This window comes from Clostridium sp. CM042, from assembly GCF_055080995.1.
Map to the genome: position 1 here is coordinate 1,552,120 of NZ_CM143646.1, position 23,169 is coordinate 1,575,288.

Genomic DNA, 23,169 nt, shown 5'->3' on the forward strand with positions numbered 1-23,169 from the left:
TGCTGGTTTTTTTTACATTTTATATTAGTTTCTTTATGATTTTATTGCCTCTTTATCATTTATATTATCTATACCTTTAGGCATCACTGCACTTTTCTCACTTGCCATATTTGCAAGCACCATACTCATTATACCTTCCATTGCATTTGGTGTTTTCCCATCAGTTCCACCCATTATTACTGTTTGTGGTACTAGTGGAGATTTACTTATTTTTAACGCCTCTGCAAATGCTATCATAACGCTTTGCCTAACTTGTAAATCTGGGCCGCCATATGCCTCAACTAAAGCTCTCGCTGCGGTCCCCTTTGCGATACCCACCTTTGTTTCTTGCTCAGCAGTAGCATCTGCAACTGCTTTAATATTTAGCGCTGTTGCTTTACCTACTGTTTCAAGTTTGAATGATTCTGCTCTTGCCGCAAGTTCCACTTGTTTAGCATTAGCGCTTGCTGTTAATTCAATAGTCTTTGCCTCAGCCGCTGCCTGAGCTTCTCTTGTATATCTTTCAGCATCAGCTTCTTGAGTTCTCTTATATTTGTCAGCTTCTGAGAGTTTCTGCGTTTTTAATGCTAACTGTTCTGCCAATCTTAATTCAGATTTACCCTTATTATCAGCTACTTCTATATCAATACTTGATTGTGTAAGAGCCGACTGAGCCATTGCTTTTGCCTCCGCTTCATTTAATTCTCTTTGCTTTTCAGCAGATTTTTGTTTAGCTTCATTGGTCTTAATTTCTTCCATAGCAACTTGTCTATCTCTTAGCTGTGCAAGAATTTTTTCGATTCTTGTATCACTAGCAGAAGCTGCCGGTGTTCCAATTAATACTTCTTGTAGCTCTAAATCATACAGTTTAAATTTACCTTTCATTTCATCTGATGCTTGCTGTTGGATTTCACTTCTATCTTGAACTAATTGTATAAGTGTTTTGGTTTGCCCAATATTCTTGAAATAACCAGCTATCATTGGGTCAAGCGATTGTTCAATAAGCATTTTAATATCCCCAAACCTTTGTATAACTGATGATGCTTTTCTATAATCAATGTTAAATACTACGGTTAGTGGTAGATTAGGCTCGAAAGCATCCTTAGTTATCAAACTAATTTCTTTTAAATTATCGTCTAATTTGTGTACTCCACTTTGACCACTAATCCATTTTAATATTACATTAGTAGTAGGAACTGGTACAACTTTACCAGCATAAGTATTAAATGCATACTTTCCTGGCATCATTGAATCTCTCCAAATACCCTTTTTACCTTGTTCAACAAGTTCTCCATGAGAGTACCCTGTACCCGAAACATCTTCACCTTTGTCACCAAAATAGCTTACCACAACCCCCACATAACCAATTTCTATTATGCTTTTAGGTACTATATCAACACTTGCAAACATTCTATTAATGAAATAAACTCCATCCGTAAGTACTTGCATCTGCTTACCTTTTCTACCATCTGCAGCTAAAAACTTCTCTGGTTCTTGGAAATTATTGTGATAGAACTCATTATTTATACCTTCGCCAACAATAGGTGCAATAATTGCTCCGTTGTCCGGTGTAGGCCCTTCATTAATAGTTACAATACCTATAGTATCAAGGTTACCGTCCTTGTTCCTTTTATTGTATACAACTTCCATTTCACTACCATCATTCTGCTGATTGTATTGCTCAGTAGTTTTTGAACTTGATATAATTACAGGATTAAAACCGCCTTGCCTAACTAAGTCACTCCGCATTGTTTCTATTTGCGCTGTCTCATCCTTTGAAGTAAATATTGAATGTACCTTATCTTTCGTAATTATAATAAATTGTGCTAAGTTAAATGCATAAGTACCCTCACGAAGAATTTGCCTTTGTGGTCCTTTTTGCCCGCCGCTATTTAAAAATGCTACAACATCTTGAAATGACTTACTTTCTGGTATAACCTTACCTAAAGTTTGACCATCCCCTAAACTTTCTCCTGACCTTGAAAATACATAAGCTATTTGACCTTGTGGTATTGTTACAAGCCTTACCTTTTTAACCTTGTACTTAAAAGGTGTTTTGAAATGAACACCAGCCCTTAGTACTTCTGGTTGGTAACCTGCTTCTCCTTTAAGTGCTATAAGACCATCAGCCGGCACTGAACCACCTGCACTCCACCACTTCTCAACAATACCTACCTCATCTGTTCCTATGCTTGTAAATCCTATGCCATAAGCAATTAAAATTAATGACACTACAACTATACCTGCTATGATTAAAACTGTGTATGAACTAATAACCCCCACCCCTTATAATGTATGCTTTGTTATATTATATGCCAATATGATTGTATTAGTCTATAAAAAAAACATCAAGATCATAAGATCTTGATGTTTTTTTATGGTGCTCCATCAGGGAATCGAACCCTGGACACCCTGATTAAGAGTCAGGTACTCTAACCAGCTGAGCTAATGAAGCATGTCCGACAACATCTTTATTATATATCATTTTTACGTATTTGTAAACACTTTTTTTATAAAACTAATAGATAAATAGTTATTTATTAGTTTTATAAGAAAATACAAATAGAGAAAAGCATACTTACTATTTGATTTTAACAGTAATAACTGTGATTATACCGATTAGAGTTGCTTAAGTATATAAATAGGCTATCCCATACATTCAATAATCTTAACCACCCATTTGCACAATTTCGTAGATGCTTTTCTTGCGGTTTCTACTACCCTATCATGTGAGTGTTTAACTTTTTGAATTCCTGTAGCCATATTTGTAATGCAAGCAATACCAATCACGTCCATTCCTAAATAGTTTGCTACTATTGTTTCAGGAACTGTTGACATCCCAACCGCATCAGCCCCTTGTCTTCCAATCGATCTAATTTCTGCAGCAGTTTCATAGTACGGTCCCATAAAACCAGCGTAAACACCTTCTTTATATTCTACACCAATCTCATCTGCAATAGCTTTCGCCTTATCAATAAGTTCTATTTTATATGGTTCAGACATATCTGGGAATCTCAAACCAAATCTTTCATCATTAACTCCAATTAATGGATTATCACTAACAAGATTTATGAAATCATTAATAATCATTAATGTTCCTGGAGTAAAACTTGTATTTATTCCTCCACATGCATTTGTTACAATAAGATTTTTAATTCCTAACTGTTGCATAACATATACAGGATAGGTTACCTGTTTCATTGTGTATCCCTCATAGTAATGAAATCTTCCCTGCATTAATACTACTTCTACACCACTAATTTGCCCGAAAACTAATCTACCCTGGTGCCCTGCCACTGTAGTTTGTGGAAAATTAGGAATATCTTTATACTCAATGTATTTACTATTTTCAACTGCACCCTCTAAATTTCCTAAGCCAGAACCTAATATCACTGCAACTACTGGTTTCTTGTCTACCTTACTTTTTATATAATTTACTGATTCTATAACCTTATCATACATTTAAAATCTCCCCCTATAGAATTATAGTAAATCCTATATATTGATGCCTTATATCATTATTTTATATAATTTACCGTATTTTCTTTTCTCGCTGGTGCATTAGTTATCTCAATTTTTTTATACCCAAGGCAAAATGCATGTATTTGTCTAAATCCTTCTGGTATTTCAAGCTCCTTAACAAATTCTGTGCCTTCTTCGCTATTTAATAGATGTGCAATAAGACCAATCCAACAAGAACCAATTTCTAAGGATTCTGCTGCTATAAGCATATTTTCTACTGCTGCTGCGCAATCAACTGAGGCAGACTGATTATTTTTGTCTCCTGAAACTAATACTACAGTTGGTGCATTATAAAACACATGAAATTTTTCATTATCAGCAAATCTTCTAATATATTCATTATCAGATTTTTTTGCAATTTCTTTAAATGCATCACTTAACCTATCTATAATATCTTTTCTTTGTATTACCGTAAAATGCCATGGCTGCGTATTATTAGCACTCGGTGCATAAATACCTGCATCTATTATATCTGTCACATGTGCTCCATTAACTTGTTCTGGTAAGAACGCCCTTGTGCTTCTTCTATTTCTTATATTTTTTAAAGTTTCATTCATTTTAAAATCCTCCTAATAATATCAAATAATTAATTTACGCTACCTAAAATAAACATTTATTTTTATTGTCATTAGTTATAATAATACTACTATATTAGTTTAATGTAAGTACGCACTTTTACAACATATAGTCACTAAAATTATACCATCAATATATTTTATTTATTAACAATAATCAACGAGACTTGTAACTGCAACATGAACACAGTTTATTTTTAAAAAAGAAGTAGAGCATTTCCTAAAATTATATAGGACTTCTCTACTTCAATAATATTTTTGAGATAAATCTACAGGTAATATCTTATATCATCAATTACAATTCCTGAAATCAGAATCATGATATTTACAATGAGTATCACATTAACAAAGTTTATAACTTGAAACCTTTCTTTCCACTGCTTATCATTTCTAAGTGATCTTCTTGCGTTTCTCTTTAATATAAAACCAGAATAAACAATTAAGCCAAGTCCTCCTACAATGAATAATGTACTACGTACAATTTCTAGTATGACTTTAGTGCCACCATGTTTTACTAAAATAGCTCCTAATATAGATATTAATATTAATATTAGGGATATTATTAATCCCAATATGATTGATTTAATAATATCCTTAATAAAAATTAAAATTTTGTCCATATAGTTATCCTCCCCTATACATTTATATTAAATCATAAAATTATTTTAATATAAATGGCACGCCACAAAATGATTTGGAGCTACTTCTTTAAGTAGTGGTGTTTGCTCACTACATAAAGAAGTAGCATAGCTACATCTTGTCTTAAATCTACATCCAACTGGAGGATTTATTGGGCTTGGAACTTCACCTTTAAGCATTATCTTTTCTCTTGTTCTTTCAAGTCTTGGATCAGGAATTGGAATTGCTGATAAAAGAGCTTTAGTATATGGATGAAGAGGATTTTTATAAAGTTCTCCACTCTCTGTAATTTCAGCAATAACTCCTAGATACATAACAGCCACCCTATCAGACATATGTTTAACCATTGAAAGATCATGAGCTATAAATAAATAAGTAAGTCCCATTTCTCTCTGAAGTTTAATGAGAAGATTTACTATCTGTGCCTGTATGGAAACATCAAGGGCTGATATAGGTTCATCACACATTATGAATTTAGGTTCAACAGCTAAGGCTCTTGCTATTCCTATTCTTTGCCTTTGTCCACCTGAAAACTCATGAACAAATCTATTACTATGTTCTTTATTAAGCCCAACTAGTTGTAAAAGATTCTGAATTCTATCTGTTCTATCTTTATCATTAGCAGCTATTTTATGAATATCAATTCCTTCTGCTATTATGTCTCCAACTGTCATTCTTGGATCTAATGATGCATATGGATCTTGAAAGATTGTTTGTACTTCTTTGTAAAATGCTTTCTTTTCAACCCCATGTATTTTATGAACATCCCTTCCCTTATATAGAACACTACCGGAAGTTTTATTATACATTCCTATACAAGTTCTACCGCAAGTAGTCTTACCACAGCCGGATTCCCCAACAAGACCTATTGTTTCACCTTCTCTTATTACAAAACTCACATCATCAACTGCTTTTAAAACTGCATCTTTTCCTACATCAAAATATTTCTTTAAATTCTTAACTTCTAATACTACATCTTTTTTATTTTCTGTCATTATAAAACACCCCCGCCAACTTCAAAAGGTATATTTAACTTTGGAGCCATTTCATGATGTAGCCAGCAAGATGCCTTATGTTCTCCCCCAAATTTATATGCAGGGGGTTCCTTTGTTAAACATATCTTCATACAATGTGAACATCTCTGTGCAAATCCACAGCCCTTTGGAGGACAAACCATATCAGGTGGTGTGCCTTTAATAGCTACTAGTTTTTCCTTATTTTCAAGATCTAATCTTGGCACTGCTTTAAGTAATGCCCAAGTATAAGGATGCTTAGGGTTGTAGAATATATCTTCAAAACTTCCTCCTTCAACTACCTTGCCAGCGTACATAACAAATATCCTATTAGCGAGGTCAGCAACCACTCCAAGGTCATGAGTAATTAGTATAACCGATGTTCCTAGCTTTTGTTGAAGACCTTTAATTATATCTATAATCTGTGCTTGTATTGTAACGTCTAAGGCTGTGGTTGGCTCGTCAGCTATTATCATACTTGGATTACATGCAAGTGCTATGGCAATCATAACTCTTTGCCTCATACCACCTGAAAATTCATGTGGATATTGCTTAAGCCTTCTATCCGCATTAGGAATTCCAACAAGCTCCAACATTTTTAAGGCCTCTTTTAAAGCCTCATTCTTATCCATGCCTCTGTGAATTATTAAATTTTCTGCTATTTGGTTACCAACTTTCATAGTTGGATTTAATGCTGTTAAAGCATCTTGAAAAATCATACTACATTGCTCACCCCTAAACTCTTGCCACTGCTTCTCAGTAAATTTTAATATATTTTTACCTTTATATATAATTTCACTACCTTCTTTAACAACACCTTGTGGTGATTGTATTAGTCCCATTATTGCCTTAGAAGTAACAGTTTTACCACATCCTGATTCTCCAACTATTGCTATACATTCTCCTTTATCTACGTCAAAGGACATGCCTCTTACCGCTTGCACTTCACCGGCATAAGTATTATATGATACTTTTAAATTTTTAACTTCTATTAACTTTTCCATAGTTTGCCTCCTACTATTGACGAAGTTTTGGATCAAGTGCATCTCTTAAACCATCACCAAACAAGTTAAATGCTAACACTGTTAAACAAATTGCAAAAGTTGGAAAAAATAATTGATATGGATAAAAAGCCATTGCACTTTGTCCATAGGATATAAGCACACCCCAGCTTGTATTTGGAGCTTGAAGTCCGAGTCCTAAAAAGCTTAGTCCTGCCTCTGCAAATATATATCCTGGTATGCTAGTTGCAATAGTTAATATCAATACTCCTATTGTATTTGGAATTAAATGTTTTATTATAACTCTCGTTGGGGAAGCACCTAATGCCTCAGCTGCAAGTATATATTCATTTTCCCTAAGTTGCATCAACTGCCCTCTTATCATTCTTGATGTACCACACCATGATGTAATGGTCAATGCAATAATTAAAGTTGTAATACTATTACCTAAAACCACTATTATTAGTATTGTTAAAAGTAATGATGGAATACTAGTTAATACCTCTATAATTCTCATCATAACCTCATCTATCCATCCGCCAAAGTAAGCCATTACACCTCCGTATAAGCATCCAATAATAATTTGTATAGCTGTTGCAATTAACCCTATTGCAATGGATATCCTACCACCATACCAAATCCTTGCGAATAAATCTCTTCCTAGTGAATCAGTTCCAAACCAATACTCACTACAAGGTAATATATTCTTCTTGCTTCCATTAACCGTCTTGAAATCATTTCCATTTATATACGGACCAAAAATAACCATTAATATCAATACTATTAATACTACTAAAGATATCATTGCAATAGGATTTTTTTTAAGTCTTCTCCAAGCATCCTGCCAGTATGTTATATTGGGTCTTGTTATCATATCAGCATTTTGCTGTTCACAATCAATTAATTCAAACTCTTCTTTTTTAAATTTTGTCATTGATAACTCCCCCCTTTATTTTTTACCACCTGTAAGTCTTATTCTTGGATCAACAACTGTATACAATATATCGGACATAAATATACACAATATATACATAGCCGTAGTTAATATTGTTTGTCCCATAATTATTGGAAGATCTAGTCCTTGAACTGCTCCTATATAATAAAGCCCCAGTCCCGGAATAGAAAATACTCTTTCAATAAAAAATGATCCCGTTATACACATTACAATAGTCATAGGAAGAAATGTAACTATTGGTATCATTGAGTTTCTCATTATATGCTTAGATATTAATCTCCTACTTGATAATCCTTTAGATTTTGCAGTTAACACATAATCTTGATTAATAACATCAAGCATAGAAGTTTTTAAAAGTCTTGAATAATGTGCAATATAACCAAAACATCCTGCTAATGTAGGTAGAACTGTATACTCCCATCCACCCAGCCACAAATCTTTACCCTTAGGCCACCCTATTACTGGAAACCACCCAAGATTTCCTGCAAACCATTTTTGAAGTAGTAATGCAAATACAAAGGATGGTATAGAAATAAGAAAAACAGCACCTGTTATTACGGTATAGTCAACCCATGTACCTCTTTTCATAGCTGCAAGAACCCCCAGTGCAATACCAATGATTACACCTACTACCATTTGTTGTATTCCAAGTCTTGCAGATGCTGGCAGCTTGTCTTTTATTATAGATCCCATGGTTTGTCCAGGATAAACTATGGATTCACCAAAGTCCCCTCTTAACATACCTGTAATACACTTAACATATCTTTCACCAACTGGTCTATCATATCCATATTTTTTATAAATTTGTTCTCTTATATTTGTTGGTAATTTTTCCACTTTTGAAATTAGTGGATCACCTGGCACTGCTTGCAATAAAAAGAAAGTAGCTGTTGCTATTATAAAAAGCGTGAGTAACATTTCCCCAAATCTTCTAATAGTATAATGAATCATGAAACTCTCTCCTTTTTTATAACGCGCAGGGCTCACAATGAGCTCCTGTGCATTATTATTATGATTACTATTTTCTACCAGAAGTGTATGCCCATCTCCATTCATAAGTGGCTCCAAAATGAGGATACATGAAATCTTTAACATAATTTTGTAAAAATCTTCTTGTATCTTGGTAATAAACTGGAGCTAAAGCAACGTCATCTTTAACTAGCATTTCTTCAAGTTTTTGATATTGTTTCACTCTATTTGCAGGGTCTATCTCAGTTTCAAGATCTTTCATTATCTTATTATACTGTGGGTTATTATACTTTATTGTGTTATTGTTACCTTCACTAGCAAATAATTCTAAAAAGTTTATTGGATCATCGAAATCCCCTGACCATGCACCGAAGTAAACATCCCATTTTCTATCTTTTTTAGCTTGCTGTAAAAGTGGAACAGTTCCAAATACTTCTACAGATAAATCTATTCCTAAATTCTTTTTGAATTGTTGCTGCCACCATTCATTAGTTTGTTTTGCAACTGAGGAATCTCCCACAGTAATATATTTAAGCTTTATCTTGCTTAAATCAGTTGTATCTTTTCCAAGCTCTTTAAGTCCTTCTTTAAATAATGCTTGAAGTTTTTCAGGTTTGTTTACATACTCATTTGCTAGGTCTTTTAATGGTTCCTTAACTTCATCTCTGTACACATCTTTTCCTGATTGTAATGACTTTGGAATCCACCCATAAGCTGGAGAGTATCTGTTCACAAGTGTATTTATATAGTCTTCTCTATCAAATGCTAATGACATTGCAAGTCTAATCTTTTTATTTGACATTAATCCATTTGGGCCACCATCATTATTTAAGCCTAAATACCAAGTCTCTGCAACGTCCCCTTCTCCATATTGAAATTTTCCTTCCTTTGCTTCGGCTTGCCACTTCTTAATATACTCTTGCCTAGATCCAGTAACGTCTAGTTGTGAACTTTCAAATAATTGAGCTTGAGTTGAGAATTCTGGAATGGCATTCATCTCTACCGTTTTAATGAATACGTTATCAGCATCCCAATAGGTAGGATTCTTTTCAAAGGTTATGCTGTTATTTTTTACCCATTCCTTTATTTTATAAGGTCCACAATAAACTTGTTTTGCAATGTCTGTTTTCCAGTTGTCTCCACCTTTTTTTATAACATCAAGTCTTATTGGTCCGAAAGCATTAAATGATAATTTTTTTTCAAAATATGATGTAGGTCTAGCTAAAGTTATAACCAATGTCTTATCATCTTTTGCCACTACCCCAACATCTTCAGCCTTTCCAGTACCCTTATTGAAATCCTCAGCACCTTTTATTTCATATGCATAGTATGCATATGAAAAGGCATTATCCTTTTTCAGAAGTCTTTGGAATGAATCCACGTATTGCTGAGCTGTAACTGGCACTCCATCGCTCCATTTATAATCTCTTAAGTGAAAAGTCCAAGTTAACCCATCCTTAGATGTTTCCCAGCTTTTAGCTCCTGCTGGTTCAATTTTGTCTTTCCCATCTACAACCTTTGTTCTTGCTAAGCCTTCTTGTATTTCATTTATTGTTGTTCCAGAGTCTGTGTCCGATGCTTCATTTGGATCTAGCGTCAAAGGTTCAATAAATACTAGCTTTAAATGTTGATCATCATCCTTTTTAGTACTAGTATTCGTTGAAACTGTTGCTTTGTCTTTTTTGCATCCCACTAGGCCCGTTGCAACCGTTAACATCATTGTTGACGTCAGCAGCAAACTAAGTATTCTTTTTGTTTTCACTAAATAATCCCCCCTAAATATTAAATAATTTCTATATAAACCTTATACTAAGTATAAGGGAATATATCCTTAACATTTTGGTGTTTTAATTCTTAATTAACTCAATATCCTCTTATTATTAACATTAATGTCATTATTTTCCATTTTATTATATATTAATCTATAATTTGGTAATTTGCAATACATTTAAATATTTAAAATTAGTTCTTTATTCTTTTTCCATTACTTTAAAATATAAGGTATAATTAAAGTTGATAAATTTAAGCATAAGAGGTGGAATAAATGATAGAAATAAATGATGCAGTAGCCGCTCTCATAGAAAGTCTAAAAACTTCAGATGATAAGCAAAGATCTGCGATAATAAATAAACTTTCTCTAGATTATAATAATGCAATACCCATGTTGTGGTCAAAAGTAATAACTGAGGATAACCCAAGAGGACTACTTTCTGTTTTAAGGGATATTTTAAAAAAGGAAAAGCCAAAAGGAATGTTCAAAAGAACTATTGGTAATTCAAAGGAAAAACTTAGCGCTCTTCTTTCACATTCAGATCCAAAGGTGCGAAAGAATGTATGTGGTGTTATTGGAGAACTAGCAGACCCTGCATATTTAGAAGCTTTATATAATGCCTATAACTCTGAGGATAAACTATTTGTAAGATATTCCTACGTACTTGCAATCGGAAACTGCGGTAGCGAAAATGACGCAGAAAAATTAAAGAAAATGTTTGAGGACGTAGTAACAAATGAAAAAGCTTGTCAAGAAAATGACTCACTAGTAACAACTAATAAGCATATTAATGAGGAAAAGCTTGCACTTACAAGAGCCATCGATAAATTGTCACCCACAGCGCGCCATGAGTTTATTGGGTTTGAAAGTCCTGTACCTATGCTGCTAACTGTTATGAATTATCAGTATCAGCTTACTTTAGCTGAGCTAGATGATAAATGGATTAATGGTAGACTTGTAGATGATGGTATACTTATTTGCGAGAAGGATTTAGATAAGATTTACACATGCAGGACCTTTTATGAACTTTTGTATCCTTTAGCTGAGTGTGAAGATTTAGACTTTGATTATAAGGTAATAGCTGATGCAATTATAAATGCAAATTTTGTAGATTTTTTAAATCAGTGTCATGATAATGATTCTAATGACCCTTTTGGATATAGAGTTGAATTTAAAACTATGGATTCTAATAGAGAAAGGTCAGAGTTTGTAAAAAACTTATCTAGAGAATTAGATGAACTTTCTTGTGGAAACTTAAGAAACAGCCCTTCCTCATATGAAGTTGAAATTCGAATACTTGAAAGAAATAATCTCTGCAGTGTATTTGTCAAACTGTATTCCGTAAAGGATAATAGATTTGACTATAGAAAAAATGACTTAGCTACATCCATAAATCCTGTAACTGCGGCTATTGCAATAAAATCAATAGAAAAATGGCTAGACTCTAGCGCTAAAGTTATAGACCCCTTTTGTGGCGCTGGAACAATGCTTATTGAAAGAGCTAAATTAGAAGAATTCGGATCTTTAACAGGAGTTGATATATTTAGAACAGCTATAAACGCTGCAACAATAAATTCCAAATTAGCTAATGTGGATATAGACCTTATAGCTGAAGATATATTAGAATTTGTGCCTTATGGCCAATTTGATGAGATGATAACAAATATGCCTTTTGACAATAAGTCCACCACTCATAATAAATACGCGGACTTATATAGTGAATTTGTAAATAAAATTCCTGATTTTATAAGACCGGGAGGAATGGCATTTATTTATACAATAGAAAAACAATTATTTAGGGAAGTTCTGCTGGATAATGATCAACTTGAATTACTTCAAGAGATAAAAATTGAAAGTGGTAGGCTTACACCTCATGTATTTGTGCTAAAAGTAAAATAATGCACATGAAATACATACTGACTTCTTATTTACTTGAATTTGCCTTATAACAAAAAAGATGCACCTAATGAATAGGTGCATCTTTTTCTTTTACTAATTTATTCAACCCACCAAGCATCTTTTGGAGCAACTGGTAAATGTCTTTTGTGTTTAGAAACTGTATACAATTTCAATATCTGGTTCTCATATTCTTCTGTGATATCTTCACCTCTTAAATACATACAAACCTGATGATTTAACTGCGTTACTTCTTCTAGGTTTGATTTGTTATCCCACATACCAGTGGTAGAAACTTTATCAATTATAGATTGGGGTGCATTAAATATTTTTGCCATTTCGTAAATTATACCTTTTGTTATTCCCGCAAGTGGTCTTACATCTGCTGCATTGTCACCATACTTAGTCACCATTCCTAGAGTTAACTCAGCCACATTTGAGAATCCAGCAACTAAAACATCATAAACTTCAGCTATTCTATATATCACGGTCATTCTTATTCTAGATTTTGTATTCCCTATATCTACTTTCGAAGAAGGTAAATTATGAAGAAGCTCAATGCATTCATTTACAGGGCCCATTACATCATATGTCCTAAATACATCTGGCTGTATAATTCGTATTGCAAGTTCTATACCAGCTCGGTCTGGGTTAGTTCCAAAAGGAAGAGATAGATTAATTAACTCAAGTCCTGATTTTTTAATAAGCATGCTTGTAACAAAGCTATCTACTCCACCCGAAAGATTACAGACATAACCTTTTTTACCAGTTAGTTTAGCATACTCTTTTAAGAAAGTGCATATTTCTTCTATCATTCTATGTGCATACTTTACATCTGACTCATCTTGAAGAGGATAAGATATACCAAATTCACTAATTATTTCTTGTTGTTTAATTTTATCCATATAGAACCCCCTTAAACTTATTTATACGTTTATTATAACACATATTATGTAGATATTGTTAAAACATTAACATATTACCTCTTATAGTTTTAATACTAATATGATTTAAAGTATAAGATTTATTTTATAACCGCACTTTGGACATATATCATCACTAGTATTAACATAAATATGATATGCATCTCTTGTAATAAGCTTGTAACCACACTTTGGGCAGTATGTTGAGTTATCAGTATTAGTTACATTACCCACGTATACATAGTTAAGGTATTCTTTTGCTATATCTCTATCTTGTAGCATAACCTCAAGCTTTGTAGCAGGGTTTTTCATCTTGTAACCCGGGAAATATCTTGATAAGTGAAGTGGAATATCTTTATTTACTGAGGCTATGAATTCTGCAATTTCTTTAATTTCGTAACTAGAGTCATTTTCTCCACTTACGAGTAGTGTAGTTACCTCAATATGACACTCTTTTGATGATATCTTAATAGTATCCATTACAGGCCTAACACTACCTCCACATACGTCTTTATAATACTTGTTATTAAAAGCTTTTAAATCAATATTCATAGCATCCACATAAGGAAGGAGTTTCTTTAAAGGTTCTTCTTTTATATAACCATTAGTCACCAACACTATATTTATATTTTTCAGTGTTTCTTTTAATAGCCTTGATGAATGGTATACATATTCATACCATATAGAAGGCTCATTATATGTAAATGCCACTCCAATATTATCCCCAAGGCTTTTGCATATTTCCACTAATTTTTCTGGAGGTATATATTCGCTACTTGCTCTCCCTTGTGATATAGAATGATTTTGACAAAAGTCACAACTAAAATTGCACCCAAAGCTTCCTACAGAAAGTATATTGCTACCTGGTTTAAAATGATATAAAGGCTTCTTTTCTATGGGATCCTTTGCAATAGAAGTTATTTCTCCATAATTTATTGTATAAAGCAATCCATCTCTATTTATCCGTACATTACATTTGCCATATGCCCCCTCTTTAACAAGGCAATTATGAGGGCAAAGTTTGCAACCTATTTTATCTCCTTGTTTTTCATAAAATAAAGCTTCTTCTTCCATGTCCACAACTCCTATTTATGTCTAATAACCTCAAATTTTTCTATTGTATAATTTTCATTTGGAGAAATTGATGCTTTATTTAACACAATGCTTATTTGCTCCTCTATGGTATTAACACCTTCAAGGTCTGGTAATAGCAGTCCACTCTTACTGCCACTTCGTACAACCACTCCATATTTTTTAGGATTTAGTTGTTCTTTTAAAGCTGCTATAGGCTTAGTTAAAACATCTACAGAAAAGACAATATCCTCAAGCTCTCCAACTGATACATTACTAAACCTTGGGTCGCCTTCTCCTGCTTCAATGGCATTTCTAATTATTTCTTTTGAAGTATTCTCAGTTACTGGGAAAATGGTACCTATGCAACCTCTTAATGCTCCAAATTTTTTAAGAGACACAAAAACTCCTCTTTTATTATTTATCATTTCAGAGCTTACATAGCTTGGTACATCCATTAAATTACCCTCTGTTAGGTAATGAGTAAGACTTTCTCTTGCTAGCCGAACATAAACATCTTCATTGTTTACTCTTTCATTATATTTTTTTCTTTTCTGTACAATAATTTCTGATAATATATCTCTGTCACTGTTTTTAAGTTCAAATTTCATTACCGCATATCCAACTCCAAAAGTGCCTTCATAAGAAAGAAGTTCACCCTTTATATCATTACCTTCCATTGCTCCAAGCATTATATAATAAGACCTTAAACCACACTCTCCAGCATTTTCAATCATTTCAGGATTTATGTTAAATACTCCTGCTACATCACCCTTTGTTAGTAGACTTATTATTTCCTTATCAAATTTTTCTCCATATGGACTATAATCATAAGGCCCTTCATCTTTAAGACGATGAGAAAGATCACCGCTGCCAATAAATACAGCGTTTTTATTGCTTTCCTCTACGGACTCCTTGATGAGTTTACCAAATTTATATAATTGTATGGGGGTAAGCCCACCGTATGTAATATGAACAAGCTTAAAGGAATTATATTTATCTTTAACAAAATACAATGGAACTATGCTGCCGTGATCTAATTCATATTCTCTGCCATAACTTTTAAGGTTGCTGCTTGTTTCCCTGACTGTTGGTATATTGTTTTCATCAGACTTATCCATAATTTTTTGTGTCAAATCCATGTCTATTTGAAGGTTCATAGAAACTTTTGGAGCGCCAAATTGCTTTAAACTACCCGAAATAGAATTTTCAAAAGAAAGCGCTATAGCATCTGAAAACATAGTACCATGTGGCGTCACTACAATTATTACCTCTGGTTTTATTTCTGCTATTTCACGTCCAATACTTTCACAAGCGTCATATGTGTTTTTTATCTTTTTTTCCTCTCCACGTCCCACCTCTGGAATTATTATAGGGGGATGTGGCATTGTAACATAAGCTATTATTTTACCCATTACAATCACCTCTCATATTAATTACTATAAATATTTTGCCCACTACTTGCAGTTCATATCCATAAAGATTAATCATCTTCTGCGAAGCTATTAATCATCTTCTACGAAGCTGTAATACACCTTTAAGATAACTTTTTTCTAATGAGATTGTAAAAAAAGAGATGCATCTGCATCTCTTTAATTTTATATTTATAACGCTACTGTTGCACCCTTTAAATATGCTAGTTCTTCTCCTTGTAAATATGGAGAAAGTTTCTCAAATACAGTTCTATGATAATTATTTAGCCACGCCTTTTCGTCATATGTTAATAAAATCGCATCTATAGCTTCTAAATCTATAGGACAAAAAGTTAACGTCTCAAACTTCATAAATTGTCCACCATATTGAGTTTTTTCATCTTCCTTAACAGTAACTAAGTTTTCTATTCTTATACCATGTTTTCCATCCTTATAAACTCCTGGTTCATTAGACACTATCATCCCTTTTTCAAGCTTAATAGTACTCGGAACCATAGATATTCTATGTGGCCCCTCATGAACATTTAAGAAGAAACCTACTCCATGTCCTGTTCCATGTTTAAAATTCATACCTGCATTCCAAAGTGGAATTCTAGCTATAATATCCAAATTTGAACCAGTGGTTCCATATAAAAATCTCTGCATACTTAAATCAATCATTCCTCTTAAAACTAGAGTGAAATCTGTTTTTTCCTCGTCAGTTAAGGGACCTACTGCTAGAGTCCTTGTAATATCTGTTGTTCCATCTAAGTACTGAGCACCAGAATCTAATAAATAAAGGCCCTCTTTCTTTATAGTAGCCTGATTTTTTTCTGTAGCAGTATAGTGAGGCATAGATGCATTTGCTCCGTAAGCTGAAATCGATGCGAAACTTAAATCATAAAAATTTTCTCCTTCTTTTCTTATTTCGCAAATTTTATCTGATGCTTCTATTTCAGTAATATTACGTGTTTTTATAGTTTTTTTCATCCAGTTTATAAATTTAACCATAGCCACGCCATCACGTACCATTGCCTTTCTAACATTTTGAATTTCAACATCATTTTTTATACCCTTAAATTTTGTAGTTATATCCATAGCTTCTACCGTTTTAATCTTTATGGCACTATATATCCAAGTACTATTTTTTACTGGATCAAATAATATTGTTCCGGCTTTAATATTCGCCAAAAATTTCCCTATACTATCGTACGGCATTATTTCTACATTATCCTTTTCAAGCTCAGCTCTAACTTCTGAATTAATTTTTATATCATCTATAAATAAATAACATTTTTCCTCTGAAATAACTGTATAAGCTATTGTTAAGGGATTACATTTTACATCTCTTCCTCTAATGTTTAATAGCCATGCTATATCATCGAGTCCTGATATAACATAGTAGTTTGCTCCCATATTCTTCATTTCTTGTACTACCTGTGCAAGTTTTGCTTGTCTTGACTTTCCTGCATACACTATATCGTGCAAAATCACCTCACTGGAAGGTCTTGCTGGTCTATCTTTCCATATTTTATCTATTAGATCTTCATTAACTTCAAATGAAAATTCCTTATTTTCTAAAGCTTTCTCTAACCCTCTAAAATACTCTACTGAAATAACCTTGCCATCAAAAGCAACCTTTGCTCCTTTGTTAAGAGATTCCTTCAAAAATTCCTCAACAGTTGGAACCCCACTCTCTCCCATTCTAAATAAAGTTACACCTGTACCTTGTAATTCACTTTCTGCCTGAATGAAATACCTTCCGTCTGTCCAAAGACAAGCATCCGTAAGTGTTATAATTGCAGTACCAGCAGAACCTGTAAATCCGGTTATAAACGTTCTAGCAGTATAATGTTCTGCTACATATTCACTTTGATGTGGATCCGAACTAGGTACTATATATGCCTCTATACCTCTTGCTCTCATCTCATTTCTTAACTCTTCAATTCTTTCTTTTACATTCATCATATTCACCCCATTAATTTGCAAGCGTTTACTTACAATATTTATGTTACTTGCTTAAGTATACCATAGATAAGATAGGATTATTCAACCAAAAACTGTGGGTTTATATAATTTTTAAGTTTTGCAACTGGTATTTCAAATAATGGAAGATAGCAAATTGAAGTTATCCCCTTTCTATGAACGATTTTTACGGAATATAAAATTTATTAACTTTCATTTATGATAAATAAAGTTAAAAAAGGCTCTAGCAAAATTGCTAAAGCCCTTTATTTTAGTGGCGAGAAAAATATATATTAAAAATAAATAGATCTTTTGGATCTTTATAGATTAATTACGCCATTTAATGTTGGTTTGTTTTCATTTATTGAATTTAGCTCTATTATATCTGGTAATTTCCAATTTCTTTCTCCTCTATTAAATCTCTGTGGTAATATATATTTAGCTGCCTTATAACCTTTTTTCCGGTGCTTCATTATATCTTCCTCAAACATCCTTTTTACTTCATTCATATGACACCTATTTATTTTAATTTGTTTAAACTTAAGCTCACTTACAATTTTCAAAAACCTATCTACTTCACTTTGAAAAACTTTAGCAAAAAAAGCATTTTCTTTATTACCATCACAAATTAATATTGGATTTAGTTGACTTTCATTTATAATAGCTTTCAATTTAAATACATCTTTTTTATTCTTCCCAATAAAATAACCATAATTAATATAATTAGGATCACCATCTTCGGGAAAAATCACATTATATAACAATTCTTCTTCTTCTTTCATTTTAATCCTCACCTTTCTAATAAAATACTAGATTAATAAAACTAAAATTTTCAAAGCCTCAAATATATATATTCGTTATAGTTATTATAGTAGTTAATTGTAAAGAATATGTTATGAATTTGTTTAGACTTAACTACGCATTGTTAATTTTCAAAACATTCTTTAAATTTCTTCTTAATAATTAAAAAATCCTCTAAATCATTTAAAAACTGAAATAATAATGCAGCTCCACAGGTGATGATTTAACTTAAAATAATTGTTTTTCAACTATAATACTTCTTCCCAAATTAGGAACTTCCACTTCTTTAACATATTTATATCCTAATGCATAATAAAAATTTTGTGATGTTATACTTGAAGATATCTGTATTAAGTTAATGGACTTTTTCTTAGCTTTATCTTCTATAAAAGATATTAGTTTTGAGCCAACACCACGTTTATGATAATCGATATTCACAAAAACAGTATAAATCATATTATTTTCCAAACTTGCAGTGCCAATTAATTTTCCATTTAATTCAGCAACAAATATATCACGTTTTTTCGCTTTTTCTATCATGTACTCAGGTATATATCGATTACACATATCATTAATAATTTCTTCGGGATAGTCTTTGCTATTTATTTCAGTCAAGTTTCTTCTTATAATTTCGCACAGTTTTGAACTATCAATATCATTAAATTTTCTAATAATAATATTTTGAAATTTCATTATTTACACCTCTCCATATTAATTTCATGCTACTGTACCCTTGTTTCCACTGATGCATCATATAACAAAAAAACTTTGAATTTAAAGGTTTTTTATTTATTTTCTAGAGTGCGATCCATATTTCTATTGACTTTGCTGAGATAGCGATAGATACTCGGCTCTGAACAATAAAGTTGTTTTGCTACTTCACTTACAGCTCCCTTAAGCATAAAAACACCTTTTCGGTTTAATATATCAATGATATTGATCCGTTCATTCTGCGATAATCGATCAATAGGGATGTTATTGTCGTCTAATACCTTATTTAAAACTGTTTCTGTTACTTCGGCAATAGATCCCGAAAAGGTCTCAGTATTATCATTAAAAAGGGAATTGACAGATTCATAGGTGCTATTTTGCTCAATTAATTTATCTGGGTGACAAAGCTTTAATATTTGGTCGCTGATATCTACATATTTTTTATCGTCGAAATTGATGCACAACATTCCCACAAGCTCATCGTTTTCGTTCTTAATAAACATGGTTGAAGATCTTAATATACGTTGATCTTTAGAAACTCCATTATAGTTGAGTTTGTAGTTGTTATTTTTGTAACTCTTATCTGAGATTATACTCAGTGCAAGATTAGTCATGGGAGCACCAACGGTTCGTCCGCTGACATATCCATTTGCTATAGCAACTATAGAATTGGTATCATATCCAAAATCATGTAAAGCAACTTCATAGTCTGGTCCTAAGGACTTTCCTAAAAATTCTACAAGAATACTATATTGTTTTAACATAATGTCATTCATTTTTTCACCTACTCTTATATATTTATTACACCACTTTATATGAAACCTCATAACTAGTGTATTTATTTTAGAAATTTTAAAATCAAACTTATAATATGCTATATAGATTATCACAATAATAGAAAAGTTACAACGTAACCGATATTTTTCAATAATATATTATCAACGAGATAACTTATTATCGATAATAAGTTCATATAAAGCGATAAAAACTCCTTCAACTAAGTAAAAGCTATGATATTTCCCATCTAATAGTATTCTTTTACATTTATTAGTAATAATTTTATTGAAACTGTTGACTGAATATTATTGTAGTGATAAAATTATTCTATAGGGGGTGTAAAATATAAAAGCCATTATATTACAAGGGGGTATAAAATGTGAAAAAAATTATTGACACTAAGAAAGCTCCGTCCGCAATAGGACCATATTCACAAGGAACTGTAGGTTCAAAATTAATATTTGTTTCAGGACAGCTTCCAATTGATCCAAATACAGGTCAATTTGTAATAGGTAATATTAATGAACAAACTAAACAATCTCTTGAAAATTTAAAAGAAGTATTAAAATCTCAAGGATCTGGCTTAGATAAAGTTTTAAAAACAACTGTTTTCTTAAGTGACATGAATAATTTTGCAGATATGAATAATATTTATGAAGCAGTATTTGGGGACGCTAACTATCCAGCACGATCTGCTGTAGAGGTTGCAAGGTTACCTAAAGATGCCTTAGTAGAAATAGAAGCCATTGCTTTAGAATGCTAATTGCAAAATGGTTTATTCATTCAACATAATTACATTTTAAATAAATAAATAAATAAAATGGAGGTTTTTATTATGAGCATAAAATATATACCAGAACCATTTAGAATTAAGATGGTAGAGACTCTTAAGATGCTTACACGTGAGGAAAGAAAACAAAAGATTGCTGAAGCAAAATACAATATGTTTAACCTTCGTGGTGAAGATGTTTATATTGATTTATTAACAGATAGTGGAACTAATGCAATGAGTCAAGAACAATGGGCTGGTATCATGAGAGGCGACGAAGCCTATGCTGGTTCATCAAGTTACTATAAGCTTGTAGAAGCAGGTCAAGATATTTTTGGTTATAAATATATTCAGCCAGTTCATCAAGGTCGTGCAGCAGAGAAGGTTATGTTTGGATTATTAATGGAAAAAGGTAAATACGCTATCTCTAATACCTTCTTTGATACAACAAGAGCACACGTAGAAGCAACAGGTGCAAGAGCTATTGATTGTGTTGTTGCCGAGGCTAAAGATCCAGCTAAAAGATCACCTTTTAAAGGAAATATGGATGTTGAAAAATTAGAATCTTTAATTAAAGAGTACGGTGCTGATAAAATTGGTCTTGTTGTTATGACAGTTACAAACAATTCAGCAGGTGGTCAGCCAGTATCTGTAGAAAACGTAAGAGAAACATCAAAGATTTGTAAAAAATATGGTATTAAGTTATGTATCGATGCTGCACGTTATGCTGAAAACTCTTACTTAGTAAAACTAAGAGAAAAAGAATTTGCAGATAAATCAATTAAAGAAATTGTAAAAGAAATGTTTAGTTATGCAGATATGTTTACAATGAGCGCTAAGAAAGACACAATTGTAAATATGGGTGGATTAATTGGCATTAAAGATGATGATAAACTATTCCAACTTTGTAAAGCACGTACAATTTTATTCGAAGGTTTTATTACTTACGGCGGTCTTTCAGGTCGTGATCTTGAGAGTTTAGCAATTGGTCTTTATGAAGGACTTGATGAAAATTACCTTGACTATCGTATTGGACAAATGGAGTATCTTGCAGCACGACTTGATGACGCAGGCGTTACGTACCAATCACCAGTAGGAGGCCATGGTGTGTTTGTAGATGCAAAGGCATTGCTACCTCAAATTCCATACTATGAATTCCCAGGGCAAGCCCTTGCGATTGAACTTTATATAGAAGCTGGAATTCGTACATGCGATATTGGATCTTATATGATGGGGAATGATCCTGATACAGGAAAACAAATAGAATCAGAATTTGAGTTTACACGTTTTGCAATTCCACGTCGTGTTTATACTCAATCACATATCGATATTATGGCAGATGCTTTAATTGCAATCAAAAAAAGAGCAAGCGAAATAACAGGTTACAGAATTACATGGGAGCCAGCTGTTCTTAGACACTTCCAAGCAAGTCTTGAACCAGTAAAAAAATAAGAATAGAATAAAAGCTTGCAATTTTAAAAATTGCAAGCTTTTATATTACTCTACTACGCCTTCCATTACATTGATAACTCCATCCTCAGCATCCATTTTCACCCTTGCTCCAATGGGAAGAGTGAGTTTTGGATAGTCATGACCCGAGCAAAACCCTGAAAACATAGGAATGTCTAAATTATATAATCTATCCTGAAAAACTTCTTCTAAAGTAAGGCTTCTTTGAAAACTAGGTATATCACAACCTTTAAATTGACCTAAAATAATCCCCTTGCATTGTTGAAGTTTTTTAGCTAATAAGAGTTGTGTTAGTATTCTATCAACTCTATAAGGTTCTTCTCCAACCTCTTCTATAAATAATATTTTATCTTTTATATTAATTTCATAGGGAGTTCCAAGCGAGTTGCATAATAGCCCAAGATTACCACCTATAAGATTACCCTCAGCCTTACCTTTTGTAATACACTTAGTAGTAAATTCAGATGGGTTTTTAATAGTATAGGGCTTATACCCTTCCATAAATGTGAACATAAAACTTTTAAAGGTTTCAATATCTCCTAGATTAGAACTGCCCATTGGGCTATGAAATGTAGTTAGTTCACATTTCTCATAAAATGAATTTAGAAAAACTGTTATGTCACTAAAACCTGCAAATATCTTTGGATTTTTTTTTATTACATCGAAATCTAGATAAGGGAGTACTCTGCTTGAACCATATCCCCCTCTTATGCAGAGGATCATATCTACTGCTTGATTTTTGAACATTTCCATAATATCTGTTGCTCTGTCTTTATCCTTGCCAGCAAGATATCCCCACTTATCATATAGGTGTTTTCCTTCTATTACATTAAACCCACTATTTTTTAGAAATAAAATTGCCTTTTGTATTACTTTGATATTTTCTGGGCTGGCAGGAGCAATAAGCCCAATAGTGTCTCCTAAACATAGTCTTTTTCCCAGCATTATTA

Annotated in this window: 20 protein-coding genes and 1 tRNA gene; 3 read left to right on the forward strand and 18 right to left on the reverse strand. The window is 32.6% G+C overall.

All coding sequences use genetic code 11. From position 1 onward, the window contains the following. Nucleotides 1-33: 33 nt before the first annotated feature. From ACWJJ7_RS07330 to ACWJJ7_RS07375, 10 genes are all read right to left on the reverse strand, one after another. Nucleotides 34-2,253 carry an SPFH domain-containing protein gene (locus tag ACWJJ7_RS07330; protein WP_462964959.1) on the reverse strand — a complete coding sequence of 740 codons (2,220 nt, stop codon included), beginning with the start codon at nt 2,251-2,253 and terminating at the stop codon, nt 34-36. Nucleotides 2,254-2,357: 104 nt separating this feature from the next. Then, a tRNA-Lys gene (locus ACWJJ7_RS07335) sits at nt 2,358-2,434 on the reverse strand. Between the two features lie 191 nt (nt 2,435-2,625). Next, nucleotides 2,626-3,441: a purine-nucleoside phosphorylase gene (locus ACWJJ7_RS07340; RefSeq protein ID WP_462964591.1), complete on the reverse strand. Its 816-nt coding sequence runs from the start codon at nt 3,439-3,441 to the stop codon at nt 2,626-2,628. A 56-nt stretch (nt 3,442-3,497) separates the two neighbouring features. After that, nucleotides 3,498-4,058, reverse strand: coding sequence for a nitroreductase family protein (locus ACWJJ7_RS07345; protein WP_462964592.1), 561 nt, complete (start codon nt 4,056-4,058; stop codon nt 3,498-3,500). Nucleotides 4,059-4,345: 287 nt separating this feature from the next. Beyond that, on the reverse strand, nt 4,346-4,696 hold the full coding sequence (locus tag ACWJJ7_RS07350; RefSeq protein WP_462964593.1) for a hypothetical protein: 351 nt from the start codon (nt 4,694-4,696) through the stop codon (nt 4,346-4,348). 45 nt (nt 4,697-4,741) lie between these two features. Next, nucleotides 4,742-5,710 carry an ABC transporter ATP-binding protein gene (locus ACWJJ7_RS07355; RefSeq protein ID WP_462964594.1) on the reverse strand — a complete coding sequence of 323 codons (969 nt, stop codon included), beginning with the start codon at nt 5,708-5,710 and terminating at the stop codon, nt 4,742-4,744. Beyond that, the gene (locus ACWJJ7_RS07360; protein WP_462964595.1) at nt 5,710-6,732 is read right to left on the reverse strand and encodes an ABC transporter ATP-binding protein; all 1,023 of its coding nucleotides are present in this window, start codon (nt 6,730-6,732) and stop codon (nt 5,710-5,712) included. Before ACWJJ7_RS07360 ends, ACWJJ7_RS07355 begins: the two co-directional genes overlap by 1 nt. Before the next feature lie 13 nt (nt 6,733-6,745). Continuing rightward, nucleotides 6,746-7,663, reverse strand: a complete 918-nt coding sequence (locus ACWJJ7_RS07365) for an ABC transporter permease (protein ID WP_462964596.1) — start codon at nt 7,661-7,663, stop codon at nt 6,746-6,748. A gap of 15 nt (nt 7,664-7,678) precedes the next feature. Further along, nucleotides 7,679-8,635 (reverse strand): ABC transporter permease, encoded by a 957-nt coding sequence (locus ACWJJ7_RS07370; protein ID WP_462964597.1) that lies wholly within the window; start codon nt 8,633-8,635, stop codon nt 7,679-7,681. Between the two features lie 67 nt (nt 8,636-8,702). After that, nucleotides 8,703-10,415, reverse strand: a complete 1,713-nt coding sequence (locus tag ACWJJ7_RS07375) for a peptide ABC transporter substrate-binding protein (RefSeq protein WP_462964598.1) — start codon at nt 10,413-10,415, stop codon at nt 8,703-8,705. Between the two features lie 282 nt (nt 10,416-10,697). On the opposite strand from ACWJJ7_RS07375, the gene ACWJJ7_RS07380 reads away from it, so the two are divergent. Next, nucleotides 10,698-12,323 carry a HEAT repeat domain-containing protein gene (locus ACWJJ7_RS07380; protein ID WP_462964599.1) on the forward strand — a complete coding sequence of 542 codons (1,626 nt, stop codon included), beginning with the start codon at nt 10,698-10,700 and terminating at the stop codon, nt 12,321-12,323. A gap of 98 nt (nt 12,324-12,421) precedes the next feature. Here the strand turns inward: ACWJJ7_RS07380 and nadE are convergent, their stop codons facing one another. From nadE to ACWJJ7_RS07415, 7 genes are all read right to left on the reverse strand, one after another. After that, complete coding sequence (nadE, locus tag ACWJJ7_RS07385) at nt 12,422-13,225, reverse strand: NAD(+) synthase (protein ID WP_462964600.1); 804 nt, start codon at nt 13,223-13,225, stop codon at nt 12,422-12,424. Nucleotides 13,226-13,330: 105 nt separating this feature from the next. Then, on the reverse strand, nt 13,331-14,317 hold the full coding sequence (gene amrS / locus ACWJJ7_RS07390) for an AmmeMemoRadiSam system radical SAM enzyme (RefSeq protein ID WP_462964601.1): 987 nt from the start codon (nt 14,315-14,317) through the stop codon (nt 13,331-13,333). Nucleotides 14,318-14,328: 11 nt separating this feature from the next. Then, a complete protein-coding gene (gene amrA, locus ACWJJ7_RS07395) occupies nt 14,329-15,729 on the reverse strand; it encodes an AmmeMemoRadiSam system protein A (RefSeq protein ID WP_462964602.1) in 1,401 nt (466 codons plus the stop codon). Nucleotides 15,730-15,918: 189 nt separating this feature from the next. Then, complete coding sequence (locus ACWJJ7_RS07400; protein WP_462964603.1) at nt 15,919-17,691, reverse strand: aminopeptidase P family protein; 1,773 nt, start codon at nt 17,689-17,691, stop codon at nt 15,919-15,921. Nucleotides 17,692-18,011: 320 nt separating this feature from the next. Then, a complete protein-coding gene (locus tag ACWJJ7_RS07405; RefSeq protein ID WP_462964604.1) occupies nt 18,012-18,473 on the reverse strand; it encodes a hypothetical protein in 462 nt (153 codons plus the stop codon). A 247-nt stretch (nt 18,474-18,720) separates the two neighbouring features. Beyond that, the gene (locus tag ACWJJ7_RS07410) at nt 18,721-19,185 is read right to left on the reverse strand and encodes a GNAT family N-acetyltransferase (RefSeq protein ID WP_462964605.1); all 465 of its coding nucleotides are present in this window, start codon (nt 19,183-19,185) and stop codon (nt 18,721-18,723) included. Nucleotides 19,186-19,277: 92 nt separating this feature from the next. Next, nucleotides 19,278-19,979 (reverse strand): helix-turn-helix transcriptional regulator, encoded by a 702-nt coding sequence (locus tag ACWJJ7_RS07415; protein ID WP_462964606.1) that lies wholly within the window; start codon nt 19,977-19,979, stop codon nt 19,278-19,280. Between the two features lie 380 nt (nt 19,980-20,359). Here ACWJJ7_RS07415 and ACWJJ7_RS07420 point away from each other — a divergent pair, with 380 nt between their 5' ends. Together ACWJJ7_RS07420 and ACWJJ7_RS07425 are read left to right on the forward strand one after the other, a co-directional pair. Then, nucleotides 20,360-20,743, forward strand: coding sequence for a RidA family protein (locus ACWJJ7_RS07420; RefSeq protein WP_462964607.1), 384 nt, complete (start codon nt 20,360-20,362; stop codon nt 20,741-20,743). A 72-nt stretch (nt 20,744-20,815) separates the two neighbouring features. Further along, nucleotides 20,816-22,201: a tryptophanase gene (locus ACWJJ7_RS07425; RefSeq protein WP_462964608.1), complete on the forward strand. Its 1,386-nt coding sequence runs from the start codon at nt 20,816-20,818 to the stop codon at nt 22,199-22,201. 45 nt (nt 22,202-22,246) lie between these two features. On the opposite strand, the gene ACWJJ7_RS07430 is transcribed toward ACWJJ7_RS07425, so the two are convergent. Then, nucleotides 22,247-23,164, reverse strand: coding sequence for a S66 peptidase family protein (locus ACWJJ7_RS07430; protein ID WP_462964609.1), 918 nt, complete (start codon nt 23,162-23,164; stop codon nt 22,247-22,249). Nucleotides 23,165-23,169 lie beyond the last annotated feature (5 nt).

Coding starts and splice junctions, on each gene's coding strand:
- ACWJJ7_RS07380 (WP_462964599.1), top strand. CDS start 10,698: ATGATAGAAATAAATGATGCAGTAGCCGCTCTCATAGAAAGTCTAAAA.
- ACWJJ7_RS07355 (WP_462964594.1), bottom strand. CDS start 5,710: ATGACAGAAAATAAAAAAGATGTAGTATTAGAAGTTAAGAATTTAAAG.
- ACWJJ7_RS07345 (WP_462964592.1), bottom strand. CDS start 4,058: ATGAATGAAACTTTAAAAAATATAAGAAATAGAAGAAGCACAAGGGCG.
- ACWJJ7_RS07425 (WP_462964608.1), top strand. CDS start 20,816: ATGAGCATAAAATATATACCAGAACCATTTAGAATTAAGATGGTAGAG.
- ACWJJ7_RS07370 (WP_462964597.1), bottom strand. CDS start 8,635: ATGATTCATTATACTATTAGAAGATTTGGGGAAATGTTACTCACGCTT.
- ACWJJ7_RS07350 (WP_462964593.1), bottom strand. CDS start 4,696: ATGGACAAAATTTTAATTTTTATTAAGGATATTATTAAATCAATCATA.
- amrA (WP_462964602.1), bottom strand. CDS start 15,729: ATGGGTAAAATAATAGCTTATGTTACAATGCCACATCCCCCTATAATA.
- ACWJJ7_RS07365 (WP_462964596.1), bottom strand. CDS start 7,663: ATGACAAAATTTAAAAAAGAAGAGTTTGAATTAATTGATTGTGAACAG.
- nadE (WP_462964600.1), bottom strand. CDS start 13,225: ATGGATAAAATTAAACAACAAGAAATAATTAGTGAATTTGGTATATCT.
- ACWJJ7_RS07340 (WP_462964591.1), bottom strand. CDS start 3,441: ATGTATGATAAGGTTATAGAATCAGTAAATTATATAAAAAGTAAGGTA.
- ACWJJ7_RS07415 (WP_462964606.1), bottom strand. CDS start 19,979: ATGAATGACATTATGTTAAAACAATATAGTATTCTTGTAGAATTTTTA.
- ACWJJ7_RS07430 (WP_462964609.1), bottom strand. CDS start 23,164: ATGCTGGGAAAAAGACTATGTTTAGGAGACACTATTGGGCTTATTGCT.
- ACWJJ7_RS07405 (WP_462964604.1), bottom strand. CDS start 18,473: ATGAAAGAAGAAGAAGAATTGTTATATAATGTGATTTTTCCCGAAGAT.
- amrS (WP_462964601.1), bottom strand. CDS start 14,317: ATGGAAGAAGAAGCTTTATTTTATGAAAAACAAGGAGATAAAATAGGT.
- ACWJJ7_RS07360 (WP_462964595.1), bottom strand. CDS start 6,732: ATGGAAAAGTTAATAGAAGTTAAAAATTTAAAAGTATCATATAATACT.
- ACWJJ7_RS07400 (WP_462964603.1), bottom strand. CDS start 17,691: ATGAATGTAAAAGAAAGAATTGAAGAGTTAAGAAATGAGATGAGAGCA.
- ACWJJ7_RS07410 (WP_462964605.1), bottom strand. CDS start 19,185: ATGAAATTTCAAAATATTATTATTAGAAAATTTAATGATATTGATAGT.